This is a genomic window from Parasaccharibacter sp. TMW2.1882, assembly GCF_023337635.1.
Classification (GTDB): domain Bacteria; phylum Pseudomonadota; class Alphaproteobacteria; order Acetobacterales; family Acetobacteraceae; genus Bombella; species Bombella apis.
The window spans coordinates 1,125,520-1,150,826 of sequence record NZ_NWUT01000001.1 but is presented as its reverse complement, the minus strand read 5'-3'; the positions used below and the strand labels follow the sequence as shown (position 1 = coordinate 1,150,826).

At 62.8% G+C, this 25,307-nt stretch carries 22 protein-coding genes and 3 tRNA genes; 13 read left to right on the top strand and 12 right to left on the bottom strand.

All coding sequences use genetic code 11. The features are described from left to right. Nucleotides 1–92: 92 nt before the first annotated feature. The gene (locus CO583_RS05270) at nt 93–1,514 is read right to left on the bottom strand and encodes a gamma-glutamyltransferase (RefSeq protein ID WP_248630814.1); all 1,422 of its coding nucleotides are present in this window, start codon (nt 1,512–1,514) and stop codon (nt 93–95) included. Between the two features lie 336 nt (nt 1,515–1,850). Here CO583_RS05270 and CO583_RS05265 point away from each other — a divergent pair, with 336 nt between their 5' ends. Genes CO583_RS05265 through folE form a run of 4 tightly spaced genes read left to right on the top strand, consistent with a single transcriptional unit; the run spans nt 1,851 to nt 5,031 of the window. Continuing rightward, nucleotides 1,851–2,618, top strand: a complete 768-nt coding sequence (locus tag CO583_RS05265; protein ID WP_052349239.1) for a DsbA family protein — start codon at nt 1,851–1,853, stop codon at nt 2,616–2,618. Nucleotides 2,619–2,645: 27 nt separating this feature from the next. Further along, nucleotides 2,646–3,506 carry a dihydropteroate synthase gene (gene folP / locus CO583_RS05260; RefSeq protein WP_248630815.1) on the top strand — a complete coding sequence of 287 codons (861 nt, stop codon included), beginning with the start codon at nt 2,646–2,648 and terminating at the stop codon, nt 3,504–3,506. Beyond that, nucleotides 3,503–4,372 (top strand): 2-amino-4-hydroxy-6-hydroxymethyldihydropteridine diphosphokinase, encoded by an 870-nt coding sequence (gene folK, locus CO583_RS05255; RefSeq protein ID WP_103765738.1) that lies wholly within the window; start codon nt 3,503–3,505, stop codon nt 4,370–4,372. The genes folP and folK overlap by 4 nt, the downstream gene beginning before the upstream one ends. 17 nt (nt 4,373–4,389) lie before the next feature. After that, nucleotides 4,390–5,031 (top strand): GTP cyclohydrolase I FolE, encoded by a 642-nt coding sequence (folE, locus tag CO583_RS05250; RefSeq protein WP_081847770.1) that lies wholly within the window; start codon nt 4,390–4,392, stop codon nt 5,029–5,031. Nucleotides 5,032–5,051: 20 nt separating this feature from the next. Here folE and CO583_RS05245 read toward each other — a convergent pair whose 3' ends face one another. The 6 genes from CO583_RS05245 to CO583_RS05220 form a co-directional block, all read right to left on the bottom strand. Continuing rightward, on the bottom strand, nt 5,052–5,606 hold the full coding sequence (locus CO583_RS05245) for a 6-carboxytetrahydropterin synthase (RefSeq protein ID WP_248630816.1): 555 nt from the start codon (nt 5,604–5,606) through the stop codon (nt 5,052–5,054). Beyond that, nucleotides 5,603–6,343, bottom strand: a complete 741-nt coding sequence (queC, locus tag CO583_RS05240; protein WP_081562516.1) for a 7-cyano-7-deazaguanine synthase QueC — start codon at nt 6,341–6,343, stop codon at nt 5,603–5,605. Before queC ends, CO583_RS05245 begins: the two co-directional genes overlap by 4 nt. After that, the gene (queE, locus tag CO583_RS05235) at nt 6,343–6,984 is read right to left on the bottom strand and encodes a 7-carboxy-7-deazaguanine synthase (RefSeq protein ID WP_248630850.1); all 642 of its coding nucleotides are present in this window, start codon (nt 6,982–6,984) and stop codon (nt 6,343–6,345) included. The genes queC and queE overlap by 1 nt, the downstream gene beginning before the upstream one ends. A gap of 144 nt (nt 6,985–7,128) precedes the next feature. Next, nucleotides 7,129–7,205 (bottom strand) — tRNA-Asp (locus CO583_RS05230). A 121-nt stretch (nt 7,206–7,326) separates the two neighbouring features. Next, nucleotides 7,327–8,277, bottom strand: a complete 951-nt coding sequence (locus CO583_RS05225; RefSeq protein WP_248630818.1) for a retroviral-like aspartic protease family protein — start codon at nt 8,275–8,277, stop codon at nt 7,327–7,329. A 63-nt stretch (nt 8,278–8,340) separates the two neighbouring features. Beyond that, nucleotides 8,341–9,345 carry a tyrosine recombinase XerC gene (locus CO583_RS05220; RefSeq protein ID WP_232317260.1) on the bottom strand — a complete coding sequence of 335 codons (1,005 nt, stop codon included), beginning with the start codon at nt 9,343–9,345 and terminating at the stop codon, nt 8,341–8,343. Between the two features lie 34 nt (nt 9,346–9,379). On the opposite strand from CO583_RS05220, the gene CO583_RS05215 reads away from it, so the two are divergent. Next, on the top strand, nt 9,380–11,629 hold the full coding sequence (locus CO583_RS05215; RefSeq protein ID WP_103765741.1) for a primosomal protein N': 2,250 nt from the start codon (nt 9,380–9,382) through the stop codon (nt 11,627–11,629). A gap of 10 nt (nt 11,630–11,639) precedes the next feature. Here the strand turns inward: CO583_RS05215 and CO583_RS05210 are convergent, their stop codons facing one another. Together CO583_RS05210 and ykgO are read right to left on the bottom strand one after the other, a co-directional pair. Then, nucleotides 11,640–12,386, bottom strand: a complete 747-nt coding sequence (locus CO583_RS05210) for a M48 family metallopeptidase (protein WP_248630819.1) — start codon at nt 12,384–12,386, stop codon at nt 11,640–11,642. Nucleotides 12,387–12,413: 27 nt separating this feature from the next. After that, complete coding sequence (gene ykgO / locus CO583_RS05205) at nt 12,414–12,539, bottom strand: type B 50S ribosomal protein L36 (protein ID WP_043561915.1); 126 nt, start codon at nt 12,537–12,539, stop codon at nt 12,414–12,416. Nucleotides 12,540–12,769: 230 nt separating this feature from the next. Here ykgO and CO583_RS05200 point away from each other — a divergent pair, with 230 nt between their 5' ends. Further along, nucleotides 12,770–13,186 (top strand): hypothetical protein, encoded by a 417-nt coding sequence (locus CO583_RS05200; protein WP_043561914.1) that lies wholly within the window; start codon nt 12,770–12,772, stop codon nt 13,184–13,186. A 65-nt stretch (nt 13,187–13,251) separates the two neighbouring features. Here the strand turns inward: CO583_RS05200 and CO583_RS05195 are convergent, their stop codons facing one another. From CO583_RS05195 to CO583_RS05185, 3 genes are read right to left on the bottom strand one after another with little or no spacing between them, the layout of a single operon-like run. Continuing rightward, nucleotides 13,252–15,393, bottom strand: coding sequence for a S9 family peptidase (locus tag CO583_RS05195; protein ID WP_248630851.1), 2,142 nt, complete (start codon nt 15,391–15,393; stop codon nt 13,252–13,254). A 52-nt stretch (nt 15,394–15,445) separates the two neighbouring features. After that, nucleotides 15,446–16,267: an aminotransferase class IV gene (locus CO583_RS05190; RefSeq protein ID WP_248630820.1), complete on the bottom strand. Its 822-nt coding sequence runs from the start codon at nt 16,265–16,267 to the stop codon at nt 15,446–15,448. Nucleotides 16,268–16,270: 3 nt separating this feature from the next. Beyond that, nucleotides 16,271–17,677: an anthranilate synthase component I family protein gene (locus CO583_RS05185; RefSeq protein ID WP_248630821.1), complete on the bottom strand. Its 1,407-nt coding sequence runs from the start codon at nt 17,675–17,677 to the stop codon at nt 16,271–16,273. A gap of 120 nt (nt 17,678–17,797) precedes the next feature. Between CO583_RS05185 and gyrA the strand changes: the two genes are divergently transcribed. From gyrA to CO583_RS05150, 7 genes are all read left to right on the top strand, one after another. Beyond that, nucleotides 17,798–20,575, top strand: coding sequence for a DNA gyrase subunit A (gene gyrA, locus CO583_RS05180; protein WP_248630852.1), 2,778 nt, complete (start codon nt 17,798–17,800; stop codon nt 20,573–20,575). After that, nucleotides 20,568–21,074 carry a pantetheine-phosphate adenylyltransferase gene (gene coaD / locus CO583_RS05175; RefSeq protein ID WP_373364577.1) on the top strand — a complete coding sequence of 169 codons (507 nt, stop codon included), beginning with the start codon at nt 20,568–20,570 and terminating at the stop codon, nt 21,072–21,074. Before gyrA ends, coaD begins: the two co-directional genes overlap by 8 nt. 116 nt (nt 21,075–21,190) lie before the next feature. After that, on the top strand, nt 21,191–21,670 hold the full coding sequence (locus tag CO583_RS05170; RefSeq protein WP_043561902.1) for a peptidylprolyl isomerase: 480 nt from the start codon (nt 21,191–21,193) through the stop codon (nt 21,668–21,670). Between the two features lie 141 nt (nt 21,671–21,811). After that, nucleotides 21,812–21,887 (top strand) — tRNA-Lys (locus CO583_RS05165). Nucleotides 21,888–21,904: 17 nt separating this feature from the next. Beyond that, nucleotides 21,905–21,991, top strand: a tRNA-Leu gene (locus CO583_RS05160). Between the two features lie 486 nt (nt 21,992–22,477). After that, nucleotides 22,478–24,718, top strand: coding sequence for a catalase/peroxidase HPI (katG, locus tag CO583_RS05155; protein WP_043561779.1), 2,241 nt, complete (start codon nt 22,478–22,480; stop codon nt 24,716–24,718). 87 nt (nt 24,719–24,805) lie between these two features. Further along, entirely contained in the window at nt 24,806–25,249 is a 444-nt protein-coding gene (locus tag CO583_RS05150) for a pseudoazurin (RefSeq protein ID WP_043561777.1), read from the top strand. The last annotated feature ends 58 nt before the right edge of the window (nt 25,250–25,307 follow it).

The window sequence follows — 25,307 nt, the reverse complement described above, 5'->3', positions numbered from 1 at the left end:
CGGGGCATGTGCCTGCCCCATCAGATGGCGTTCAGAAGGGCTCTGGACAAGCCCTTGGGGCGTATCTGTCCAGAGTGATGTTCCCTGCTGGTTCAGTGGGTGATGGTGTGGGCGGTCAGACCGTTCCCGTTGGGGGCGGCCCGTCCGACACAGTCATCACCGGAGCAGACGATGCTGTTGAGCTGCCCTGTCCCTGTAGAGGGAGCAATGGCCTGCCCCTGTGCGAGCTGCCGCAGGGCATCAGCAACGCTCTGGGCGGCGTCGTTCTGCCCCGAGGCTGCAAGGACGGCCTGCATCCGTTTGTGGGGGGCTTCCAGTATGGCAGCGCTGAGGAGCGGGCGGGGGTAGTCATGCGGGGCTCCAGCGAGGACAACCCCCGTACTGCCGGCCAGACGCCCCGTGCCAAACAGGTTGTTGTCTGTCAGCACGCAGCCAACGCTCAGGCCATGGCCATCCCGTACGACAAAGGAGGTGGAGGCCGGCAGAGGGGGCAGGCCGGTGGCATCGCTCTGGCCAGAGGCCATGAATATCTGGCCTTCCTGGAGGCTTGTCCGGCCGGAACGGCGCCATGCGCTGATGACATTTTCAGCCCGCAGGTTCTGGCGGAAGGCTGCAGCACTGCCCAGTCCACCATCAGCTGGTGGCGCAAGGAAGCTGAGGCGATACGGCCCGCTGGTAAAATGCAGGGCAGATGTCTGTCCGGGCAGGGAGCGGCGCAGGTCGTCGCGTGTCAGGCCTGCACCAGCCTTGTTGGCCTGTGTGACAAAAACATCGGACAGGGCACCGGTATAGAGGTCTCCCACCCCAACCAGTTTCAGGCGGGAGAGGAATGACGTCAGGCGGGGCTGGGTCAGCTGGTCCCCTTCCCGGATGGCCACACCGGAATCCCCCCGGCTGAAGAGGGCCTTCATTCCTTCGTTGGAAAGGAGAGGCCCCTGCACGGCGGCGATGTCATTGGCCAGCTGGCGGCTGACCGTGATGCCCTGCTGGCCAAGTGTTATGGCCGGGTCGATCGTATCACCCAGCTGGACTGACCCGTACCGGAGATTCAGCAGGAACAGTCCACGGGCCATCATGGGTACGGCAGCGGGGCGGTCTCCGCCCGTGCCGGTGCCGTCAACAGGCAGGAAGGAAATGCTCTCGGCGGGCTGGCCCGGGCGGGCAACCAGGCAGGCCCCGCCACCTCCCAGAGAGGCACGGGAGGGGAGTGTGACGGACAGGGCGAAGGCCGTTGCCGTGGCAGCATCGGCGGCATTGCCCCCACGGGCGAGGACATCACGGCCGACCAGTGCTGCCTGCGGTTCATCAGCTACCACAATGCCTGTGTTGGCTCTGGCGGATGGGGCTGTATGGCCGAAGAGATGATGCTTGAGGCTCCTGCCACCAGAACAGGCGACAAGGCTGCTGCCCAGAAGGCTCAGGCAGGCCAGCAGACCAAGCCCGCGCGCCCACCGGGGAGTGGGACGGTCAGACAGGCAGGGGGGATGAGGGGTCCGGCTGTCAGGCTTTACCACGGTGGCGGCTCTCCAGTGTTGCGGGTCACGATCAGGGCTGTTTGCAGGGACTGTCTGCCATCATGGCGGTCCCGGATTGAGGTATGATAGCGTTAAACTGCCGGGATTGGGAGGGCAACCCCGCAGGGGGTGGTTTTAACGGGTCTTACATGCTTCGGCTGTAGGCTGGGGAGCAGCATCATCGTTCCTCATGAAGGGATGGGGCTTCAAAAACAGACCGGTTTGCTGTTTAACAGGGCTGGTCATCGGGGCGGTTCTACCTGCATGGTCAGGTGGGGGGCCCTCTCTTTCTCAAGCGCCCATGAAATGCTGCATAACCCCATGGAGGGCACGACCATGAAACAGCGTGTGAAGTCATTTTCCCTGGCCCTGCTGGCTGGCCTCCCTCTCATGGGGCTGTCCCTTGCGGGGACGTCCCATGCGGCGGATGAAGCGGTTTTTACCGCAAAGCAGCGGGCGGCGATCGTGCAGATTGTCCGTGAGGCCCTGAAGAATGATCCGAGCATCCTGTCCGATGCCATCCGGTCCATCCAGCAGCAGGCCAGCTCCCAGCAGGAAGCTCACGTGAAGGCGGCCGTGCGGGCCAACTGGCAGGCTCTTTCCACGGCGCCATCCTACGCCGTACGCGGCAACCCGCAGGGGCAGGTCACGGTCGTGGAATTTCTGGACCCGCGCTGCACCTACTGCCGCCACATGGCCCCGGTGGTGGACCAGTTCCTTGCCAGACACCCGGATGTCCGGCTGGTGGAGAAGGTCATTCCCGTTCTGGGTGATGCCAGCCTGCTGGATGCACAGGCCATCTATGCGGCGGCCTTCCAGGGGCAGTATGACGCCATGCGCCGCCGCCTGATGGAGGAGACGGCCAAACCCGGCATGGAGCATCTCCGTGATGTGGCAAAGAGCCTGAAGCTGGACGTGGCCCGCTTCGAGAAGGACATGAAGGGGCAGGCCGTCATGGGGCTGCTGACAGCCAACCTTGGTCAGGCCCAGAGTGTGGGCGTGCAGGGGACGCCGACCTTCCTGTTCGGTCAGGCTGCCGTGGCACCCGGTGCGCTGGGCATGGAGCAGATGGAGCAGTTTCTCGAGGCAGCCCGCAAGGGGTGATCCTCCCCCTGCTGGTGAAAGGCTGAGATGATGACCCTTGCGGAGCAGATGGCCGTCTGGCTGGCAGCACGTCCTTCCCCTTCATGGAGGCAGCCCCTGCTGATGGGGATCGTCAATGTCACGCCGGATTCCTTCTCGGATGGCGGGCAGTTCTTTACGCCGGAGGCCGCCCTGAAGCAGGCCCATGCCCTTCTGGCCGAGGGGGCGGACCTGCTGGATGTCGGTGCGGAATCCACGAGGCCGGGTTTCACGCCCGTGGATGCGGAAGAGGAATGGCGGCGTCTGGAACCGGTCCTGACGCCTCTGGCCCGGGAGGGGGCGGTCCTGTCCGTCGATACCACGAAGGCCTCCGTGGCCCGGAAGGCCCTGGTGGCTGGCGTGCAGATGGTCAATGACGTGTGGGGGTTGCAGGCCGACCCGGACATGGCTTCCGTCGTGGCCTCCGCCGGTGCCGTGGTGGCCATCATGCACAACCGTGAGGTGGTTGATGCCAGCGTTGATCTCTGGGATGACTGGCGGCGTTTCTTTGACAGGTCCCTGAAGCTGGCCGACCGGGCAGGCATCGCCCGTGAGACCATCCTTCTGGACCCCGGCGTCGGGTTCGGCAAGACGGTGATGCAGAATCTCTGGGCTGTGCAGAACATGCGGCGGCTGGAGGCCTATTACGGCCTGCCCGTGCTGCTGGGCGTGTCCCGCAAATCCATGTTCGGCAGGCTGCTGGGGCGGGAAGTGCATGACCGTCTGCCAGCGACGCTGGCGGTCAATCTTTACGGGGCGACGCAGGGGGCCTGCATGGTGCGGGTGCATGACGTGCAGGCACACAGGGACATGCTGGACATGACCGCCCTGCTGGCCGTGAATGGAATGGTGAAGGGAGATGTCGAGTGATCATTCCGTCCCTGACCCATGTGCGGGTGCATGATCTCTGCCTGTTCGGGCATCATGGCGTACATGAGGAAGAAACCCGTCTCGGTCAGCGTTTCTATGTGTCGCTGGAGGTTCGGGCTGACCTGTCGGTAGCGATTGCGGGGGATGATTATACACAGGCCGTCTGTTACGGGCAGCTCTGCCAGAGTGCCGAGCGGGTCTTTCAGGCTGGTCCCTGCAAGCTGATCGAAACTCTGGCCGGGCGGATAGGCACTGCCGTGCTGGCGGACTGCCCCGCCGTGCAGGATGTGTCCGTCACGGTGCGCAAGCCTTCAGCCCCTGTGCCCCATGCGGTGGAGGATGTATCCGTCACGGTGACGCAGCAGCGGGAATACCGGGTCGGTTTTTCGCTCGGGGCCAATCTGGGCGAGCGGGAGGCCGTGCTGCGGGCTGCCGTGGAGGCTCTGGGCCATCAGCCGGGGCTGGAGATAGAGGCGGTTTCCTCTTTTTACGACAGTGCTCCGTGGGGTGTGGAAGATCAGCCTCCCTTCGTGAATATCGCCGCCCTGGGGCGGACGGTCCTGCCCCCGCAGGCCGTTCTGGGTCTCTGCAAGGAGATCGAGCGGTCGCTGGGCCGTGTGCCCGGGCGACGCTGGGGCGAGCGGGCGGTGGATGTGGACCTGCTTTTTCATGGGGATGGCACCGTGTGCCATCCTCTTCTGACGCTCCCCCATCGTCATCTTTTTGACCGTGCCTTCGTGCTGGAACCCCTTGCCGAGCTGGAGCCGGAGCTTGAGATCGCTGGACGTTCCGTGAAGGAAGCGTTAGCAGGGTTGGATCGTATAGCTGGGGATGTCACACGGCGCAGGCCGGGGCAGGGTGGATGAACTTTGGGGGATGCTGAATGTCAGCCAATGAGACAGGGATTCCGGGGAAACAGGCCCCGACACCGGAGGGTGCCGCCGGAGCGATCACCCGGCCGGAGGACGCCATCAGCCGCATTGCCGGAGGCGTGCGGGAGCTTCTGCTGGCCATAGGGGAAGACCCCTCCCGTGAAGGGTTGCGGGATACGCCGGACCGTGTGGCGAAGATGTATCTGGAGATTTTCTCCGGCCTGTATGAGGACCCGCGGGACCACCTGAAAAAGCAGTTCAGTGCCGACCAGCATGGCGGCATGGTGCTGGTGAAGGACATACGCTTCCAGTCCACCTGCGAGCATCATCTCCTGCCGGTTCTGGGGCGTGCCCATGTGGCCTATCTGCCGGAAGGTGGCCGCCTGACGGGGCTGAGCAAGCTGGCCCGTGTCGTGGAAGGCTATGCCCGCCGCCCGCAGCTTCAGGAACGTCTGACAGACCAGATCGTGCAGGCGATGGTTGAGGTGCTGGAGCCGAAAGCCGTTCTGGTCGTGGTGGAAGCCGAGCATATGTGCATGAGCCTGCGGGGGGTCCGCAGCCCCGGTGCCACGACCGTGACGACAGGTTCTTACGGTCTCTGGGCCGATGATGCTCAGGCCCGGCAGGAAGTTATGGCTCTGATGCGGGACTGAGACCGCTTTGCGGGGCGGTGTCAGTCCCGTGTGGTATCGTCGGCCCGGTGCCACCAGCACCGGTCTGCCGGGCGGTCCACCAGCGGGAGATAGAGGGACGGGTCGCCATGCAGGCGCACCGTGTTGGTGGGCGTCTCCTTGATCTCGAGCGAGGCGGGGGACAGCAGCCCGCCCTGGGCGGTCAGGAACGCCTGAAGTTTGCTCATCAGCAGGGCGGCGAGCAGTTCCGTCGTCGGGTCGCCGGGCGTGACGACAAGGCGGTCCAGCCGCTGGGGTTCATGCTCGGCAAACCAGCCCAGAAGCGGGTCAGACTCGGAAAGCTGGAAACTGTGGTCCATCCGTTCGTCGATGAAGCGGTGCCAGCTGCCCTTGGCCTCGGCAAAGGGCAGCAGCATGTTGCCGTGCCCATCCAGCCGCCGGTCCTGCGGAGCGTTGGGGCCGGGCACCAGCGTGACGGTGACATATTCGTTATGCCCGTGCGGGATGGCACAACGCTCGCTGCTGCCTGAGATGAGCCGGTGCCCCATGCAGAAACGCCGTGTGAAAACCAGTTCTGTCCGGGTGATGTCGCTCATGCCCCCTCCTGATACTGCCGCCACCCTTCGGCACGCAGGGCACAGGCGGGGCAGTCTCCACAGCCGAATCCCCATGCATGCTCATGGGTACGGTCTCCCTTATAGCAGGAATGGCTCTCATGGCGGATGGTTTCTGTCAGGTCAGCTCCGCCCAGATCGTGGCAGAGCTGCCATGTCTGTGCCTTGTTGATCCACATGAGCGGCGTGTGGAGGACGAAACGCTGCTCCATGCCCAGATTGAGGGCAACCTGAAGGGCCTTGATGGTGTCGTCCCGGCAGTCGGGATAGCCGGAATAGTCCGTCTCGCACACACCGGTGATGATGTGGCGGATGCTGCGGCGGAAGGCGAGGGCAGCGGCGAAGGTCAGGAAGATCAGGTTCCGGCCCGGCACGAAGGTGTTGGGCAGCCCGTTCTCCCCCATGCTGATCTCGGCATCCCGTGTCAGGGCGGTATCAGAGAGGGCGCCGAGGCTGGCCAGGTCGATCGTGTGATCCTCTCCCAGCTTTTCTGCCCATGCGGGATTCTGGGCACTGATGCTCTGCCGCAGGGTGGTGCGGCACTCCAGCTCCACGGCGTGACGCTGCCCGTAGGCGAAGCCGACCGTCTCCACATGGTCGAAATGATGCAGGGCCCAAGCCAGACAGGTGGCGGAATCCTGCCCACCGGAGAAGAGGACGAGCGCACGGCGGTTCCGGGCGGCCTGATGGCTGGCGGAGGGGGAAGCGGGTGTCGTCATCAGGGGATTCCGATCAGTTTGTGGGTTTGCAGGCTCAGCCGCCATTGCGGGTGGGTCTGGCAGTAGCGCACGGCCTTTTCCGTATTGGCAGGGCGGTCCGGTCCATCCATGGGTTGTAGCCAGAAATGCTGGAAGTCGCACGCCGCAAACTGTTCCGGCGTCAGGGTGTCCTGTGGATAGACGAGCTTCAGCTCATGGCCATGTGTCTGTTTCAGCGGCTGGCCGGGTTTGGGGCTGACGCAGACCCAGTCGATTCCTTCAGGGGCAGGAAGACTGCCATTGGTTTCCACGGCGATGGTGAAACCACGGGCCCTTGTGGCGGCGATCAGGGCTGCATCAAGCTGGAGCAGGGGTTCCCCACCGGTGAAGACGACATAACGTCGGGTCCCGTCCGCGGTGTGGGCCTGCCAGCAGTCATCCAGCGCAGCGGCCAGAGCTTCAGCCGTGGCAAAGCGGCCTCCGCCGGGGCCGTCCGTCCCGATGAAGTCCGTGTCGCAGAAGGTGCACTGGGCCTTGTGGCGGTCCTCTTCCCGGCCGGACCAGAGATTGCAGCCGGTGAACCGGCAGAATATGGCCGCACGCCCGGAATGGGCACCCTCACCCTGCAATGTGGCGAATAGTTCCTTGACGATATAAGGCATGGGCAGAGATGTCGGGCAGCTGCGTTCAGGATGCAAGGATTTTCTTGCCTGAAAGGGCCGAAACGATCTTTCCGCAGCAGAAGGCGGATCATGATATCAAGGAGGAGAGGAGGGAATAAAAAACGCCACCCTTTTGAAAAAGAGTGGCGCGAGTGACGGGGCTCGAACCCGCGACCTCCGGCGTGACAGGCCGGCGCTCTAACCAACTGAGCTACACCCGCAGTCTTCAGCTTTTCTGGAAAAGCGTCGTTCCCTTGGGATGGCGTCTATCTAGCGGGATACGGTGTTGTTGGCAATAGAGAAATATCACTTTTTTACGTTTTTCTTCATGAAAATTCCATTTCAGGGGGCGTGTATGAAAACGGCCCCCTCCGGCCCTGCCGAGAGCCAGAGCTGATGATGGATCAGCCAGTCGGCTCCGAGGAGCATGTCGGCCTGTTCATGCAGGGAAGTGACGGTGAGGACCGGGTGCAGCTGGGTCTGCCCGCCAAGGGTGAGGCGGTTGAAACGGTGCCAGTGATAGCGGTGCTCCCTGTCGCCAATGCCTGCGCTGGTCCCGCCGGGGTCCCGGTCCAGCTGCTCTTTCGTGATGCCGAGCCTGTGGACGAAGTCCCGGCTGATGATGTGGGAGCGGGCCCCGCTGTCGATCAGCGCCAGCCCTTTCTGACCATCCAGCGTGAAGGGGATGAAGAACCGGTTGCGGATGCGTTGGGCGACAAGCCGCTGCCCCGGTATGGACCAGAAAGGCGGCTGGCGGCAGAGGAGGGACCCGGTATGGATGTCCCACAGGCTGAGCCGGTGATGGGGCAGGTCGAGGTCCAGATCATAATGGCCGAGCAGGTCCATGCCGATCAGCCCCAGCACGGGGGGCTGTATGGCGGGGAATCCCGGCAGGGTGCCCAAAGGCAGGACAGGATGGTGATAGGTGAGCTGTCCAAGCGTGATGGTCGCCAGCTGGATGGTCGGCGCTACATGCCCCCGTCCGTCCGGCCCGGAGATGATGGTGGCATCTTCCTCATTGGGGGTGAGATGCAGGTGGGTGATGGCATCTGGTGTCAGCAGGCTGCCCTCGGACCCTGTATCCACGATCATGGAGAGGGAATGGCCATGAATCTGCGCCACGGTCGTCAGGTAATAGCCTGTTTCCTTGAGGGGCAGCGTGGTGATGTGGGTCTGGCGGCAGGCCGGTTCGGGGCTGGAGGCCAGAGCCGCAGAAGACGCCATGAAGGAACTGCCAAATGCCAGAATGATGCCGGTGAGGAAAGGGAGGAAACGGGAAGCGTGCGTCGTCATGGGATGATGGGTCTGTCCGAAGAGGTCGGCAATGAAAGGTCAGTCTGGATCAGGAAGGAGCTGTCAACGGTCGGCCCGGGGATGGGCCTTCTGCCAGACCTCCATGAGGTGATGCTCGTCTGCCAGCGTGTATATCTGTGTGCTGGACAGGCTGGCATGACCCAGAAGTTCCTGAATCGCCCGCAGGTCTGCTCCATTCTGGAGCAGGTGGGAGGCGAAGGCATGGCGCAGGGCGTGGGGGGTGGCAGAATCGGGCAGTCCTTCCATCAGGCGCCATTGCCGCATGGCCCGTTGGGCCACACCCGGATTGAGGCGTCCACCCCGTACGCCGCAGAAAAGCGGTGCACTGGCATGGGGTGAGGGATGGACGGCCAGCCAGCGTCCCAGAGCATCCCGGACGGCGGGCAGGACAGGCACGGCTCTTTCCTTCCCTCCCTTGCCTGTGACAAACAGAATGTCATCGCTGATCCGCTCCACGTCACCGACATTGAGGGACAGTCCCTCGCTGATGCGCAGGCCCGTGCCATATAGCAGGGTGAACAGGGCGGCATCCCGCAGGGCAAAATGGCCATCGGCTGTCTGGTCGGCAATACCGTCCGGGGCCGTGCGTGCCGTTTCCGGCGTCAGAGGGCGGGGGAGGCGGGTTTTCAGCCGGGGGCTGCGCAGGAGGGTGAGGGCCGGATTGGTGATGCGGTGTTCTTTTTCCAGATAGCGGTAAAAGGCCCGCAGAGCGGAGATGCGGCGGGCCCGGCTGCGGGCGTGGCCATCTGGCGTGTGACGGCTGCCGGGATGGAGGCGGGCCATCTTTTCGGCCCGGTTCGTTTCATGGGCCAGCCATGAGCGGAAATCAGCCAGTGTCAGCTTGCCCAGTGCTTCCAGCGGCAGGTCCCCACCAAAGTGGCGGCTGAAGAAACCGAGAGCGAGGGAGACATCGTGCAGATAGGCTGTCCGTGTGGCCTTGCTGGCTCTTTTCTCATGGGTCAGCCAGTCCTGCCAGGCCGTGAGGGCCTCATGGGCCGTATGAATGGTCATGGCGCTGGAGGGGGGGCTTCCAAATGGAAGGCGCATGGTATTTCCCTGCCGGAGAGGTTAGGATGAAGACATGGCAGAAAACAGCCTCCCTCCCCATAGCAGGAGAATGGAAGCCGGTCATCGTCTTTCCGTTCTGGTGCCCCGTCCCTTCGATGGCCCGCTGGATTATCGGTCCGACAGGCTTCTGGCACCGGGAACGCTGGTGCGTGTGCCGCTGGGGCGGCAGGAGCTGACAGGTTGTGTGTGGGACGGCGAGCCAGCCCATCTTCCTGTCGATTTCCGTCCGGTCTCCAGAGGGAAAACGTTCGCTTTTGCAAAACTGCGTCCCATCTCGGCCGTGCTGGAACATGTACCGCCCCTCCCGGATGATCTCCGCCAGTTCATCGACTGGGTGGCGGCCTATGGCCTGAGTGCGCCGGGCATGGTGCTGGCCATTGCCCTGCGGGTTCCGGCGCAGGCGGGCAGCATGAAACCCCTCATGGGCTGGATGCGGAAACCCGGCCCCCTGCCGGACACGCTGCGTCTGACCCCGGCCCGCAGGGCCGTTCTGGAGGCTCTGGAACAGGGTGGTCCCGGCACCACGGCGATGCTGGCGGCGCAGAGCGGGGCCAGTGCGGCGGTGATCCGGGGTCTGGCCAATGCAGGGGTGCTGGAAGAGTGCCTCATGGAGGTACCATCCCCTGCCGGACAGGCGGACCCGGACCATGCCCCGCCGACCCTTTCCGCAGAGCAGGCCGAGGCGGCGGAGGCGCTGGTGGCCGGCGTGGAGGAGCGGACCTTCAATGTCACGCTGCTGGAGGGGGTGACGGGGTCCGGCAAGACGGAGGTCTATTTCGAGGCTGTGGCAGCGTGCCTGAGGCAGGGCAGGCAGGTACTGGTGCTGCTGCCGGAGATCGTCCTGACGGCCCAGTGGACGGACCGTTTTGAACGGCGCTTCGGCATCCGGCCTGCCGTCTGGCATTCCGAGCTGGGGCAGAAGACACGGCGGGAGACATGGTGCGCCATTGCCGAGGGGCGGCAGCAGGTTGTCGTGGGGGCACGCTCTGCCCTGTTCCTGCCTTTTGCCCGTCTCGGGCTTGTGGTGGTCGATGAGGAACACGAGAACACCTACAAGCAGGAAGAAGGTGTTCTCTATCACGGGCGGGACATGGCCATCGTGCGGGCGAGGCTGGTGCAGGGGGCGGTCATTCTCGTCTCCGCCACACCGTCCATGGAGACGCTCGTCAATGTGCAGAAGGGGCGCTTCCGTCATGAGGTGCTGGAGGCCCGGCATGGAACGGCCCAGATGCCGGAGATCACCCTGATCGACATGAAGGAGCATGGCCCGGAGCGGGGGCAGTTTCTATCTCCTCTGCTCTGTGAGAGCATTGAAGAGCGGATGAAGGCCGGGGAGCAGAGCATGCTGTTTCTGAACCGGCGTGGCTATGCACCGATGACGTTGTGCCGTGCCTGTGGGCACCGCCTGCAATGTCCTCATTGTTCGGCGTGGATGGTGGAGCACAGGCGCCGCCGGATTCTGGCCTGTCATCACTGTGAATACACCCAGCCACTTGTCAGTGCCTGTCCATCCTGCGGGGCGCAGGACAGTCTCGTGCCGATCGGCCCGGGGGTGGAGCGCATTCATGAGGAGGCACAGGCCCGCTTCCCGGATGCACGGCTGCTGAGCATGGCCTCCGACACGCTGACCTCGCCCACGGCCATGGAAGAAGCCGTGCGGAAAATCGCCAGCAGGGAGGTGGACCTCATCATTGGCACGCAGGTCGTGGCCAAGGGATGGCACTTCCCGGACCTGACGCTGGTCGGGGTGGTGGATGCGGACCTCGGGCTGGGTGGGGGTGACTTGCGGGCGGCGGAACGGACCATGCAGCTGCTTCATCAGGTGGCGGGGCGTGCAGGGCGTGGCACGAAGCCGGGGCAGGTGATGCTGCAAAGTTATGCGGGCGATCACCCGGTGATGAAGGCCCTGCTGGCCAATGACTTCATCAGCTTCATGGAGCAGGAGGCCGCCCAGCGTCGTCCGGGATTCTGGCCTCCTTACGGGCGTCTTGCTGCTGTGATCGTCAGTGCGCCGAAGGAGCGGCAGGCGGAGGAGCTGGCCCGCCTGCTGGCCATGCACGCCCCACGGGGGGAGGGGATTCAGGTTCTGGGGCCGGCTCCGGCCCCTCTGGCCCTGTTGCGGGACCGGTACCGGTACCGTCTTCTCCTGCGGACCCGGCGGGACATCGCCCTTCAGCCCCTGCTGAGGCGGTGGCTGGACGGTGCGCCCCGCAAGAATGATGCCCGCATCGACGTGGACGTGGACCCGGTGTCTTTCATGTAACCGGGAAAGGTCAGTCCGGGATGCCGTTGGCCTGCTGTTCCAGCTGCCGGTAGCGTTTCTGTCCGTCCGGGAGCAGGGGGGCGTGTGTCAGGGCCTCGGTATAGGCATGGAGGGCCTGATGGGGATGATGGAGATGTTCCTGCGTGTGGGCCAGAATGTCCCAGCTCTGGGCATCGCCAGGGTCATGCACCAGCGCCACCTGAAGGTCCTGCACGGCTCCTGTCAGATCATTGCCGAGAAAGCGGACGGCAGCCCGCTGGCGGCGGAGGAAGGCGTTGTCGGGCTGGAGGGTCAGAGCCGCAGAGAGGTCTTTTTCAGCGTCACCTGTATGGCCCTGTTTGAGTTCATCCTGTGCCTCGCTGAGCAGGATGCGGCCACTGTTCTTGACACTGTAGAGGCGCAGCGTGTCAGCCTTTTTCATCAGGCTGTGGGCCTTCTGGTCATCCTGTTCGCTGGCAATGGCCTGCTCGGTCTGTTCCAGCTTTTCTTTCAGGCTCGGGCTGTGCGGCTTTGGGGGCGGTGGAACATGAAGGCTGTTTTTGGAGTCGGGTGCGGGTATTGCTGCATGGGGCTGGCCCTGCACTGGCTTGTGGGCCGGAGCGGTGGCTGCCATGGCCGCTGGCCCTGCACTGTAGAACAGACAGGCCGCCGCCATAAAAAAAGCCCCCAGCCGAAAAGCGGGAGGCTTCAGCCCCCCGGAGGGGGCTTCACGCTTCAGAGCATGAAAGACAGGGTGGCGCAGCGGAGCCGTGGACATGCCGCACCGTCCCATCCGTCTGTCAGCTCAGCCCTGACGGGCCTTCATGCGCGGGTTCTGCTTGTTGATGACATACACGCGGCCGCGACGACGCACGACACGGCAGTTCTTGTCACGAACCTTGGCGGACTTCAGGCTGTTACGGATCTTCATGATGTTCAGGCTCCCCGACAGAAAAGACAGGCCTGCCTGCCCTTCCGGACAGCGGCTCTCATAATGCAGGGCTGAGACGCCCGCGAAACTTGGCGTCCGCATACCCTGTCCTTTGGGGGTGAGTCAAGGTTGTGGCGGCCAAAACCCCATTTCTTCCTGATCCTTTTCAGATTATGCTGCCCGGCATGAGCCAGTTTCCATCTTTTCGTCCTTCATGTTTCCGCAAGCTCGTGCCGGTTCTTTTCCTGGGGAGCCTCTGTCTGGCCAGCCAGGCCTGGGCAGGGGGTGCGGCCCGAACGGATGATGACGACCCAGCCGTGAATGCCAAGGGCGTCGTGGTGAACAATATCCTTGCTGTTCTGCGGGTCAGCCCGAATTCGGCGGGCAACCAGTGCCTGAAGACCCTGGATGAGATGCGCAAGGTGCAGAAGCAGCTGGATGACGAGGAAACGGCCCAGCGCAGCTTCGATGTCGGTCTTCTGCGGGATGTGCTGGAATCGGACATGGAGAGCGTGATTGCCAGCTGCGGCCGGGATGCACGCACGGCCTGTGGGGGTGGGGTTGCCGGGCAGAATGCACGGCTGGGCAAGATATGTAACCAGCTCTCTGAACTCGATTCGGAAGATCAGGGCGACGATCTCCAGTAAGTGGGCGGGACCGCCAGAAAAAGCCCCTGTTCCGTAAAAGGAGCAGGGGCTTTTCTTTCAGGAGGTCAGTTTTCTGCCTGTTTCAGGCTCCAGAGGGCGAAGGCCTGCACGAGAGCCACTTCCTTCAGGCGGGCAAAGCGCCCCGAAGACCCACCATGCCCTGCCTCCATGTTGATCTGGCAGAGGAAGGGCCCCCCCCGTGCCTCTTCCCGCAGGCGGGCGATCCATTTGGCCGGCTCCCAGTAGGTCACCCGTGGGTCGGACAACCCTCCCAGGGCCAGAATGGCCGGGTAGGAGACGGGGCGGATATTGTCATAGGGAGAATAGCTGGCGATGAGGTCGTAAGCCTCCGGGTCCGTCAGCGGGTTACCCCATTCCGGCCATTCCGGCGGCGTAAGCGGCAGGGAGACGTCCGACATGGTGTTCAGCATGTCCACGAACGGTACCTGTGCGGCGATACCGGCAAACAGCTCCGGTGCCATGTTGGCAACGGCTCCCATCAGCAGCCCGCCTGCCGAGCCCCCATGCGCCACGATGCGGCGGGGGGCGGTGTAGCCTTCGGCAATCAGGTGCCGGGCACAGCTGATGAAGTCGGTGAAGCTGTTGGTCTTTTTGGTTGCCCGCCCTTCAAGGAACCAGTTCCAGCCTTTTTCACTGCCACCCCGCACGTGGGCCGTGGCATGGATCACGCCACGGTCCACGAGGCTGAGGGCGGTGGTGGAGAAGCTGGCCTCCATGGAGATGCCGTAGGAACCATAGCCGTACAGCAGCATGGGATTCTGCCCATCCAGCTTCGTCCCTTTCTTCATCAGGAGGGTGACGGGCACCATGGCGCCATCATCAGCCCGGGCGAACAGGCGGCGTGTCTCATAGGCGGCAGGGTCGTGGCCCGAGGGAACCTCCCGTATCTTGCGGAGGTTTTTCTCCCCTGTCCGCATGTCATAATCATACCAGTGCGCCGGGGTCGTGGGGGACTGGTAGATGTAGCGCAGGAAGGGCTGGTCATATTCCAGCACGCCCAGCAGGCTGAGCGTATAGGCGGGTTCGTCCATGCTGATGTGGCGGGCATGGCGGCGGATGTCGCCCCTGTCGGCGTCCTCACGGCTGAGGGTGAAGATTTCCGTATTGCCGTTGCGCCGCTCCAGCCAGGCCAGATGGTCCTTCCCGGCACTGACACCGAGGAGGAAATGGCCTTCCTCATGGGGCAGGAACTCCTGCCAGTGGGCACGGTCCGGCGTGGCTTCCGGGGCCGTCATCAGCTTGAAGTCCACGGCCCCGCCTGCGTTGGTCAGGACGATGAAGCGGTCCTGCCAGTGGGTCAGGCTGTAGCGTTCCCCCCGCACCAGCGGTGCAGCGACTTTGGGCATGGCCGTCGGGTCTGAGGCAGGGATGAGCAGGGTCTCGTTCGTGTCATGGTCGCCCCTTTCAATGGCGATCCATTTCCGGGAGGCACTGACACCGATGCTGAGGAAGAAGCCGGGGTCGGTTTCGTCAAAGATGAGCGTGTCCTCACCACCCAGAAGCGGGCGGCGATAGATGCGGGAGGGGCGACCATTGTCGTCCCGGTAGATCCAGAAGAGATGCTGGCTGTCCGGGGAGAGGGTGAAGCTGCCCGTGCTGCTTTCCACGGCGGGGGCGCAGAGTTCACCCGTGGCAAGGTCCTTGACCTGAATCCGGTAGACTTCCGACCCCTGCACGTCCTCGGCATAGACGTAATAACGGTGGTCCTCTGTGTGGGCGGCCTGGGCGAGGCTGTAGAAGCTGTGCCGGGCGGCCAGTTCGTTCACGTCCAGCAGGATTTCTTCCGGTCCGTCGGCCTCGCTGGCCCCGGCCTTGCGGGGGCGGCGGACATGGAGCGGGTACTGGGCATCCTTCTCGAAGCGCAGGCCGTACAGCCACGGCCCGTCAGGCAGCGGCACGGACTCTTCTGCCGGAGGAATGCGGCCGACCATCTCCTTGAAGAGGTCTTCCTGAAGCGGCACCGTTCCGGCGAGGACGGCCTCCGTATAGGCGTTTTCCTGTTTCAGATGGGAGCGTATGTCATCCCGCAGGACGGACGGGTCCCGCAGGACCTTCTGCCAGTTTTCGTCCTTCATCCATGCGTAGGAATCCGTACGGGTGCGGCCGAGCTGTTCCAGCACGACGGGATTGCGCCGGGCCACGGGGGCCTTGGGCAGGGCGGGAGTGGTGTGTTTGTCAGCAGTCATGGGGGAGATGTGGCGGTTGATCGGGAGGGATTCAATGGTCCAGATGGAGACGTCATGAGGCGTCATAAAGAAAATGCCGCAGCCGGCCCGTCTGTTCCGGCTGAAGTGGCAGCGCCTGCGTCCCTATGGCGGCGATCGGGGTCAGGCTCAGGGCCGTGATGAGCCAGGCCCCCTGGAACTTGGGAATGTCGGCTTCCGTCAGGAGGCGTTCCGTGCAGAGACCGGCAGAGAGCAGGCGGCTCCGGGAGATTCCGGGCAGGATTCCGGCGGAGAGGGGTGGCGTGACGATCTGCCCATCCAGCAGGGCCAGAAAGCTGGCGGCTGTGGCTTCGGCAATCTCACCCTCGTGGGTGAGCCAGAGGGCATCATCGGCCCCTTTTTCCCGTGCTTCCATGCGGGCAAGGATGGCGGGCAGGGCGTTGAGGGACTTCACCCGGTTCAGCACGGCCTGCCTGTCCCGTCGCTGCGTGCTGACATGCAGCCGGACGGGGGTGGCGGACTGTTCTGACGGTGGGGCTGTCGTGATGAGCAGCGTGGTGTGTGGTCTGACAGGCGGAGCCAGCCCTCTTGGGCCGGGGCCTCGTGTGAGGGTCAGGCGGGCGGAACCATCTGTCAGGCTGTTGGCAGCCATCAGGTGGGGCAGGGCCTGCCGGATCGTGTCCCGTCCGGGAAAGGGCAGGCGCAGGGTATGGCAGCCATCTTCCAGCCGTGCCAGATGGGCTTCCAGCCGGGGGGCAGCCCCGTGGCGAAGCTGCATGGTTTCAAAAAGCCCATCACCCAGCAGAAAACCACGGTCCTGTGCCATGATGGCTGGACTGTCCGCCGGGAGCAGCTGGTCATTGAGCCAGAGAAAGGGGCAGGGTGTGGGTGCCATGCATCAGGCTCCATGGTCACGCAGGACGGCCAGCAGGGGAGCGGCCTTGAGGCACATTTCCTCATATTCCCGCTCTGGATGTGAAGGGTAGGTGATGCCCCCACCGGCTCCTACCTGCAAATGGCTGGCTGTGGCGCTGATGCTGCGGATGATGACGGAACTGTCCAGCGCACCATCCCAGCCCAGCCGGAAAAGCGTGCCGCAATAGGCTCCTCTGGCAGAAGACTCGACCTCATCAATGATCTGCATGGCCCGGTATTTCGGGGCTCCGGTGACGGAACCGGGGGGAATCGTGGCTGCCAGAAGGTCGGTGGCATCATGGTCCCTTTGAAGCTGCCCCGTCACGCTGGAGACGAGATGGTGAACGTGAGCGAACCGTTCCACGGCAAAAAGCTGCGGAACATCCACACTGCCCAGCTGACAGACCCTGCCGATGTCGTGGCGCATGAGGTCGGTGATCATCAGGTTCTCGGCCAGCTCTTTCTCATCCCTGTGGAGGGCCTCTTTCAGGGCGCCATTCTGCTGGGGATCATCACTGACGGGGCAGGTGCCCTTGATGGGCCGTGTCTCGATGCGTCCCTGACGGTCCAGTGAAAGAAAGCGTTCGACCGAGGCACTGAGCAGCGTGAAGTCCGGCGTGTGGAACCAGGCCCCGAAGGGGGCCGGGCAGCGAGTGCGGAGCTGATTGTAGAGGGCGTGCAGATCGAGCGTCTCCGGGCGGGGGGCGACCCAGCGCATTGTCAGGTTGGCCTGAAAGATGTCTCCGGCCGCAATGTACTCCTGCACGGTCCGGACGGCAGCCTGCCACGTGGCGGCATCCTGTTCGGCCACGGGGGTGAGAGACGGCCCCGGGCGGTCCGGTCTGGCCGTGGTGGCGGGCTGGTCCGGTGGTGGGGTGCCGTCCGCACTGACCCACCAGAGTCTTTGCTCCAGCCTGTCGAAAATGAACAGGTCCCGGCAGGCCAGTGCTGTGAAGGCGGGGCAACCCGTTGCGTGGCGGGAGGTGAGGCCCTCACGGGCCATGCCGGCCTCATAGCTGAGCAGGCCGATCACGCCGCCGGTGAAGGGAAGTTCCGGCAGATGGGGGGAAGGGCGGCCCGCCGGTGCATGGGCGGCCCGAAAGGCCCGCAGATGCTGCGGGAGATGGTGCATCTCCGCCAGGGGCAGGGTGAGCCGTCCGGCCGGACGGGGACAGAGGAAGCTCCAGCGATGCCGTTCCTGTTCTGCCGGGCCGCCGCTATCGAGAAAGACGGATGCGCCTCCCTCCCGGCAGAGGGGGAAGAGCCGCTCCGGGGGGCACCATGGCAGTTCCGTGATGTGGGGGGCAGGAAGAGGAGGAGAAAAAGGCATGGGGGAGGGGCGGGGTATCCGGTCACGTTGCAGCAGGGCGGGTGGGGAGGAACTAGGCACCTGAGGTAGAATGGGTTATGCTTGATCACTGACCATTTACAGAAAACTGGTGGACCTGTCTTGAGCGAGCCGCACGATATTTTGCCTTCCGACCGCCTCCCGGTGACGATTGAAGAGGAAATGCGTTCCTCCTATCTGGCCTATGCGATGTCGGTGATTGTTTCCCGTGCGCTGCCAGATGTGCGTGACGGCCTCAAGCCCGTGCACCGGCGTATCTTGTACGCCATGCGGGAGAGTGGTTTCACGGCGGACAAGCCCTACCGCAAGTCGGCCCGTGCGGTCGGTGACGTGATGGGTAAATATCACCCGCATGGTGACAGTTCCATTTACGACGCCATGGTGCGCATGGCGCAGTCCTGGTCCATGCGTGTGCGGCTGGTGGATGGGCAGGGCAATTTCGGGTCTGTCGATGGCGACAGTCCGGCGGCCATGCGCTACACCGAGGCCCGGCTGGCCAAATCTGCCTCCTTCCTGCTGGATGACATTGACCGGGATACGGTCGCCTTCCAGCCCAACTATGACGAGAGCGAGCAGGAGCCGCAGGTTCTTCCGGCTGCCTTCCCGAATCTTCTGGTCAATGGGGCGTCCGGCATTGCGGTGGGCATGGCCACCAACATCCCGCCCCACAATCCGGGCGAGGTGATCGATGCCGTTCTGGCCCTGATCGCCAACCCGGACATGACGCTGGAAGAGCTGATGCAGATCGTCCCGGGGCCGGATTTCCCGACCGGCGGGATCATCATGGGCCGTCGGGGCATCCGGCAGGCCTATGAGACGGGCCGTGGCTCCATCCCTGTCCGTGCCCGTGCCGAGATCGAGGAGATCCGCAAGGACCGCTTCGCCATCGTGGTGACGGAGATTCCATATCAGGTCAACAAGGCCACACTGCAGGAGAAGATTGCCGATCTCGTCCGCTCCAAGGACATTGAAGGCATTTCCGACATCCGGGATGAAAGTGACCGTTCCGGCATGCGGGTGGTGATCGAGCTGAAGCGTGACGCCACGCCGGAAGTGGTGCTGAACCAGCTTTACCGTTTCACCCAGCTTCAGACGAGCTTCAGCGTCAACATGCTGGCACTGGATGAAGGCCGCCCCCGCACCATGGGGCTGCGGGACGTGCTGGAGGCCTTCATCCGCTTCCGTGAGGATGTGATTCTCCGCCGTGCCCGTTTCGACCTGAACAAGGCGAGGGATCGGGGGCATCTGCTGGTCGGTCTGGTGCTGGCCGTGGCCAACATTGACGAGGTGATCGCCCTCATCCGTTCCGCCCCGGATGCCGCCACGGCCCGTGAGCAGCTCATGACACGCACATGGCCTGCCGCCGACGTGGAGCCGCTGCTGGAGCTGATCCATGATGAAGGCAATGTGATCATCGATGGCCGTGTCCATCTGACAGAAGCGCAGGCCCGTGGGATTCTGGAGCTGCGCCTCCAGCGTCTGACCGGTCTGGAGCGTGAGAAGATTCAGGCGGAGCTGGCAGAGGTCAGTGCCCGCATCACGGAGCTTCTGGAGATCATTGGCAGCCATGTGCGCCGCATGGAGGTCATGCGGGACGAGCTTCAGGCCGCCCGTGCTGCTCTGGCTGACCCACGCTGCACGGAAATCTCCGATGCGCTGGGTGACCAGTCCGATGAGAGCCTGATCGAGCCGGGACAGATGGTGGTGACCATCACACGGGACGGTTTCATCAAGCGGACGCCGCTGGAGCTGTTCCGTTCGCAGAACCGTGGTGGCCGTGGCCGCACGGCAGCGGGGCGGCGAGGCGATGACATCGTCATCCGCAGCTTCAATGCCCATACCCACCAGTGGGTGCTGTTCTTCTCCTCGGGCGGGAAGGCCTACCGCATGAAGGTCTGGCACCTGCCGGAGGCGGCCCCGACGGCCAAGGGGCGGGCACTGGTCAACCTGCTGCCGGAGCTGGGCGAGGATACCATCACGGCCGTTCTGCCGCTGCCGCAGGATGAGGAGCTGTGGGATGACCTGCATCTCGTCTTTGCCACGGCGAGCGGGAACGTGCGGCGCAACCGCCTGAGCGACTTCCGCAACATCCGTTCTTCCGGTCTGATCGCCATGAAGCTGGATGAGAATGACCAGCTGATCGGCGTGGCAACATGCCGGGAGGGGCAGGACGTGTTCCTCGCCACCCGTAATGCCCGGGCCATCCGCTTCCAGATCACGGATGACGTGCTGCGTGTTTTCGCTGGCCGTGGCAGCACTGGCGTGCGGGGCATCCGCCTTGCTGACGGTGACCGGGTCGTTTCCCTTGCCGTGCTGAACCATGTCGAGGCCAGCGTGGAGGAGCGGGCTGCTTACCTCCGGGCTGCCAATGCCCATCGCCGTGTTCTGGCGGCCCAGCCCGGGGATGAGGGGCTGGAGGAAGAGATCGAGGATGGCAGCGAGCTGGCTTTCGATGAGGAAGGGCTTGAGGAGATTCTGGCTGACAGCCCGCTGAGCGAAGACCGTTATGCCGAGCTTGAGGCGCAGGAGCAGATCCTGCTCACCGTGACGGACACGGGCTTCGGGCGGCGGTCCTCGGCCTATGACTATCGTGTCTCCGGCCGTGGCGGGCAGGGCATCAACAACATGACCTTCTCCAACGCCCGCCGTGGGCGTGAGGTCGTGGGTACGCTCGTGACGCTGGATGGCACGGACGTGATGATGGTGACGGATACGGGCCGTCTCATCCGTCTGCCGGTCGAGCAGGTGCGTGTGATGTCCCGTCAGGCAGGGGGGGTGACGCTCTTCCGTGTGGATGGTGACGAGCGAATCATCAGCGTTTTCCCCGTGATGGAAGATGATGCGGACGATACCGCCGAGGGTGAGACCGAGGCTGATGGGGCGGACGGTGGAGACACCGGAGCTGCCCCGGCGGCTGATGCCGGTGGGACGGATGACTGACCGGCGCATCGGCTTCTATCCCGGCACGTTCGACCCGGTCACGTTCGGTCATCTGGACGTGATCGACCGGGCCGCGGCCCTGTTCGACCATGTCGTGGTCGGTGTGGCGATCAATGATGCCAAGGGGCCCCTTCTGGGTTTCGAGGAGCGACGGGAGCTGCTGGAGCAGGAAGTGGCCGCCCTGCCGCATAAGGACCGCATTTCTGTCACCGGGTTTGACACGCTTCTGGTGGATGCCGTGAGGCAGGCCGGGGCGGGCACGGTGATCCGTGGTCTGCGTTCTGCCGGGGATTTCGATTTCGAGACCCAGCTTTCCGGTGCGCTGCGGCGTCTGGCCCCGGAGATTGAAACGGTTTTTCTTCTGGCATCCGAGAGCCACCGTACGACGGCGAGCCGGATCGTGAAGGAAATTGCCCGTCTTGGGGGGGATATTTCCCCATTTGTCAGCCCCATGACCGCCCGCCTCGTGCGGGCAAAACTGACAGGAGAACAGACATGAGACGGCGACATTTCATGGCCGGTCTTGCAGCAGTTTCTGCCTTGACCGGTGGAACCCTGACACAGGCATGGGCCGGTGGTCAGGATGGTAACGATCAGCTCAGGGAGAGCACGACAATGACAGGTACGACAACAGGCAAGAAGCTGGTTCTGGAGCTGAAGGATGGCAAGGTGGTCATCGCCCTGCGTCCCGATCTGGCCCCCAAGGCTGTCGAGCGTCTGGAGACGCTGGCCAATGAGGGTTTCTATAACGGCGTGAAGTTCCATCGTGTGATCGAGGGCTTCATGGCACAGGGTGGTGACCCGACAGGCACGGGGACGGGCGGCAGCTCCTATCCTGACCTGCCGGCCGAGTTCAGCCAGACGGCCACCTTCGACCGTGGCACGCTGGGCATGGCCCGCACGATGGACCCGAACTCCGCCAACAGCCAGTTCTTCATCATGTTCGACCGTGTGCCGTCCCTGGATGGCCAGTACACCATTGCCGGTCAGGTGATCGAGGGCATGGAGCATGTGGACAAGATCAAGCGTGGCTCCGGGGCTTCTGGCATGGTCCAGAATCCGGATCATATCATCAAGGCTTACATCGAGAACTGACATAACTGTCTGAAACCTGATGATTCTCCGTCCGCATGGTGGCGTGCCGTCCGGCGGATGAAGAAAATCGTGAGGGTGGTGTTTTCTGCGGCCTCCGGGGTTGACGCTCCCCGGGGGAGCAGGTAGATAGCCTCCTCAAGTGAACCGGTAGCTCAGTTGGTAGAGCATTCGACTTTTAATCGAATGGTCCTGGGTTCGAGTCCCAGCCGGTTCACCATGCTCGCAAGAGAGTGTGCCCAGATGGCGGAATTGGTAGACGCGCAGGCTTCAGGTGCCTGTGTCCGCAAGGACGTGGAAGTTCGAGTCTTCTTCTGGGCACCAGTCTTTTTTCCAGAAAATATAATATCCGGTAACAGAGTGCTTGATATGAAGCAGAATTACTGGTGTGGGCTGTTGTGAATATTTAACAGCTGATAAAAGGGCGGCCCCTTTATTTCATGCCCCTGCCTGTGTGCTGGTAGCGTGTGGGGCGGAAACACAAGCTGTCAGGCCAGGTTCCACATTGTAAGAGATGGCCCGAAAATGGCAGGAAACTGGCAAAAAAAGATAACAAAGGTATCGTGAGGGGCTTGCAATAATAGTTTTCCTTGTATATATGCTAGGTTTCCTTTATGAGGAAGGGTTTCTCTGAAAAGAGTTAACTTATAAGAGTTATTAAAAATAACGATTTACTTGTTTTACCCCCCATCGATAATATAACTCCTGCGATGTGTAGTAGTGGCGTGTGGGACGGCTCCAATCGTGCTCCGGCTCGTTGTTGCTATACAATCTGTCGAGATCTTATCCATGAATGGGGAACTGATCAGGATGAAACTGAAGAATTTCGGGGCTGCTCTGCTGATCGCCAGCACGACCCTGACATCTTTCGCCTCTGCAGCCATGGCTGCCGATGTTCCGAGCCCGAACCAGTACTACTGGCCGAAGGGCATGAACCTGGCCAAGCTGCGTGCTCACGATTCAGAGTCTGATCCGTACGGTGCGGATTATTATACGAACTATCACAAGAAGTTTGAGCAGCTGAACCTTCAGGAAGTCCGCAAGGACATCGAGAAGGTCATGCTGACCTCTCAGCCCTGGTGGCCGGCTGACTACGGCAACTATGGTCCGTTCTTCATCCGTATGGCCTGGCACAATGCCGGTACGTACCGTGCCATCGATGGCCGTGGTGGTGAAGAGGGTGCCCAGCAGCGTTTCGCCCAGCTGAACGACTGGCCGGACAATGCCAGCCTCGACAAGGCCAAGCGCCTCCTGTGGCCCGTCAAGAAGAAGTATGGTGAGAAGCTCTCCTGGGGTGACCTTATCGTCCTGACCGGTGACGTCGCCCTGAACCAGATGGGCTTCAAGACCCTCGGCTTCGTCGGTGGTCGTCCGGATGACTGGCAGTCCGAGCTGATCTACTGGGGGCCGGGCACGACGTTCTTCCCGAACAAGAGCTCCTTCCAGGTCGGTCAGAACGGTACTCTGAAGCACCCGCTGGCTGCCACGCACATGGGCCTGATCTACGTGAACCCGGAAGGGCCGAACGGCGATCCTGATCCGGTCAAGTCCGCTGCCATGATCCGTCTGGCATTCGGCCGCATGGCCATGAATGACGAAGAAACCGTGGCCCTGATCGCCGGTGGTCATACCTTCGGCAAGGCTCATGGTGCCCATCCGAACTCCTGCCTGAGCGGCCCGCCGGTTGCCAACGGTGTGGAACATCAGGGTCTGGGCTGGGCCGACCACTGCATCAAGGGCAAGCAGACGGCTGACGATGCGTCCACCAGCGGTCTGGAAGGCTCCTGGTCTGCCGATCCGATCCACTTCACCACGCAGTACATTGACAACCTGCTGAACAATGACTGGGTGCTGGGCACAAGCCCGACCGGTGCTCATCAGTGGCACACCAAGACGGATGACAAGATTGCTCCGGATCCGGCAAACCCGAACGATCCGTCCAAGATGCGTCCGATCATGATGTTCACCACGGACATCGCCCTGAAGACCGATCCGGCCTACCACAAGATCCTTGCCCGCTGGGCCGAGCATCCGAACGAGTTCGCCGATGCCTTCGCCCGTGCATGGTTCAAGCTGGTCGTTCGTGACATGGGTCCGAAGAGCCGCTACTTCGGCAGCGAAGTTCCGAAGGAAACCTTCGTGTGGCAGGACCCGGTCAACATGCCGGCCAAGCCGATCAACCAGGCTGACGTCCGTGAGCTGCGCAAGCTGATCGCTGCAACCGGTCTGTCCGACCGTGAGCTGATCAAGACAGCATGGGCTGCTGCTTCTTCCCACCGCGTGACCGATCACCGTGGCGGTGCCAACGGTGGCCGTCTGGCCCTGATGCCGCAGAACGGCTGGGCCGTGAACGATCCGGAAGAGCTGAAGACCGTCCTGCCGAAGCTGGAGCAGGTCCGCGACAAGTTCAACGCTCACAGCGCCCGCAAGGTTGCTCTGGCTGACATCATCGTTCTCGGCGGTAGCGTCGGTATCGAGGATGCTGCCAAGAAGGCTGGTGTGAATATCCAGGTGCCGTTCGCTCCGGGCCGTGGCGATGCCACACAGGACCAGACGGACGTCAACTCCTTCAACCTGCTGGAGCCGACGGCTGATGCCTTCCGCAACTACTACCGTGCGGATGCGGACAACACGCCGCCTCTGAACGCTCTGGTGGACAAGGCTGACACGCTGGGTCTGACCATCCCTGAGATGACAGTCCTGCTGGGTGGTCTGCGTACTCTGGACATCAACACGGGTCACTCCGCCAACGGTGTGCTGACGAAGAACCCGGGTGTGCTGAGCACGGACTTCTTCACCAACGTGCTGACGATGGACACACGCTGGCAGAAGGTTGAGGGTCAGGAAGACCTTTACGAGGGCTTTGACCGTGCAACCGGGCAGAAGCAGTGGACAGCCACGGACGTGGACCTGGTCTTCGGTGCCAACCCCGAGCTGCGTGCCGTTGCTGAGGTTTACGCCTCCAACGATGGCAAGGCGAAGTTCTACAATGACTTCGTGAAGGTCTGGACGAAGGTGATGAACCTCGACCGCTTCGACCTGCAGCGCTAAGATCCGTCTCTTCCTGCGGGAAGATCAGACGATACATTCCGTCGGGGAGACATCTCCCCGGCGGTCTGTCCAAACGTGGAGGATAGCATGTTGAAATTTGCTGGTGGTGCACTCGCCCTGTTTATGGCAACAGCCTTTTCTGCCACGGCGGCTACGGTTGATGTGCAGATGCTGAGCCATGGCAGTCACGGTTTCTCTTTTGAGCCAGCTGTCGTTTACATCCATTCTGGTGACAGTGTTCATTTCATTCCGACGGACAAGGGTCATAACGCCCAGTCCATCCCCGGCATGACACCTGATGGCGCACAGCCCATCAATGTTCCTTTCAGCCAGGAAAAGACGGTACAGTTCACCAAGCCGGGTCTGTATGGCTATAAGTGCCTGCCCCATTTTGCGCTGGGCATGGTAGGGCTGGTTGTTGTCGATAATGCCAACAATGAAGCAGAGGCCCGCAAGGCGCCGCTTTATGGCGCTGCCAAGCGTCGCTTCAATGAGCTGTTCCAGGATGTGGACAGCAAGAACGGCAAGTAAGAGGGGTCTGGCCCAAGGGCTGGAGACTGTTTACTGCTGGGTCGGCCCTGTTTCCGTT

Coding starts and splice junctions, on each gene's coding strand:
- ykgO (WP_043561915.1), bottom strand. CDS start 12,539: ATGAAGATCCGTAACAGCCTGAAGTCCGCCAAGGTTCGTGACAAGAAC.
- CO583_RS05190 (WP_248630820.1), bottom strand. CDS start 16,267: ATGGCACCCACACCCTGCCCCTTTCTCTGGCTCAATGACCAGCTGCTC.
- CO583_RS05265 (WP_052349239.1), top strand. CDS start 1,851: ATGAAACAGCGTGTGAAGTCATTTTCCCTGGCCCTGCTGGCTGGCCTC.
- CO583_RS05195 (WP_248630851.1), bottom strand. CDS start 15,393: ATGACTGCTGACAAACACACCACTCCCGCCCTGCCCAAGGCCCCCGTG.
- CO583_RS05210 (WP_248630819.1), bottom strand. CDS start 12,386: ATGTCCACGGCTCCGCTGCGCCACCCTGTCTTTCATGCTCTGAAGCGT.
- queE (WP_248630850.1), bottom strand. CDS start 6,984: ATGCCTTATATCGTCAAGGAACTATTCGCCACATTGCAGGGTGAGGGT.
- CO583_RS05150 (WP_043561777.1), top strand. CDS start 24,806: ATGTTGAAATTTGCTGGTGGTGCACTCGCCCTGTTTATGGCAACAGCC.
- CO583_RS05215 (WP_103765741.1), top strand. CDS start 9,380: ATGGCAGAAAACAGCCTCCCTCCCCATAGCAGGAGAATGGAAGCCGGT.
- coaD (WP_373364577.1), top strand. CDS start 20,568: ATGACTGACCGGCGCATCGGCTTCTATCCCGGCACGTTCGACCCGGTC.
- folP (WP_248630815.1), top strand. CDS start 2,646: ATGATGACCCTTGCGGAGCAGATGGCCGTCTGGCTGGCAGCACGTCCT.
- CO583_RS05245 (WP_248630816.1), bottom strand. CDS start 5,606: ATGAGCGACATCACCCGGACAGAACTGGTTTTCACACGGCGTTTCTGC.
- folE (WP_081847770.1), top strand. CDS start 4,390: ATGTCAGCCAATGAGACAGGGATTCCGGGGAAACAGGCCCCGACACCG.
- queC (WP_081562516.1), bottom strand. CDS start 6,343: ATGACGACACCCGCTTCCCCCTCCGCCAGCCATCAGGCCGCCCGGAAC.
- gyrA (WP_248630852.1), top strand. CDS start 17,798: ATGCGTTCCTCCTATCTGGCCTATGCGATGTCGGTGATTGTTTCCCGT.
- CO583_RS05225 (WP_248630818.1), bottom strand. CDS start 8,277: ATGACGACGCACGCTTCCCGTTTCCTCCCTTTCCTCACCGGCATCATT.
- katG (WP_043561779.1), top strand. CDS start 22,478: ATGAAACTGAAGAATTTCGGGGCTGCTCTGCTGATCGCCAGCACGACC.
- CO583_RS05170 (WP_043561902.1), top strand. CDS start 21,191: ATGACAGGTACGACAACAGGCAAGAAGCTGGTTCTGGAGCTGAAGGAT.
- CO583_RS05220 (WP_232317260.1), bottom strand. CDS start 9,345: ATGCGCCTTCCATTTGGAAGCCCCCCCTCCAGCGCCATGACCATTCAT.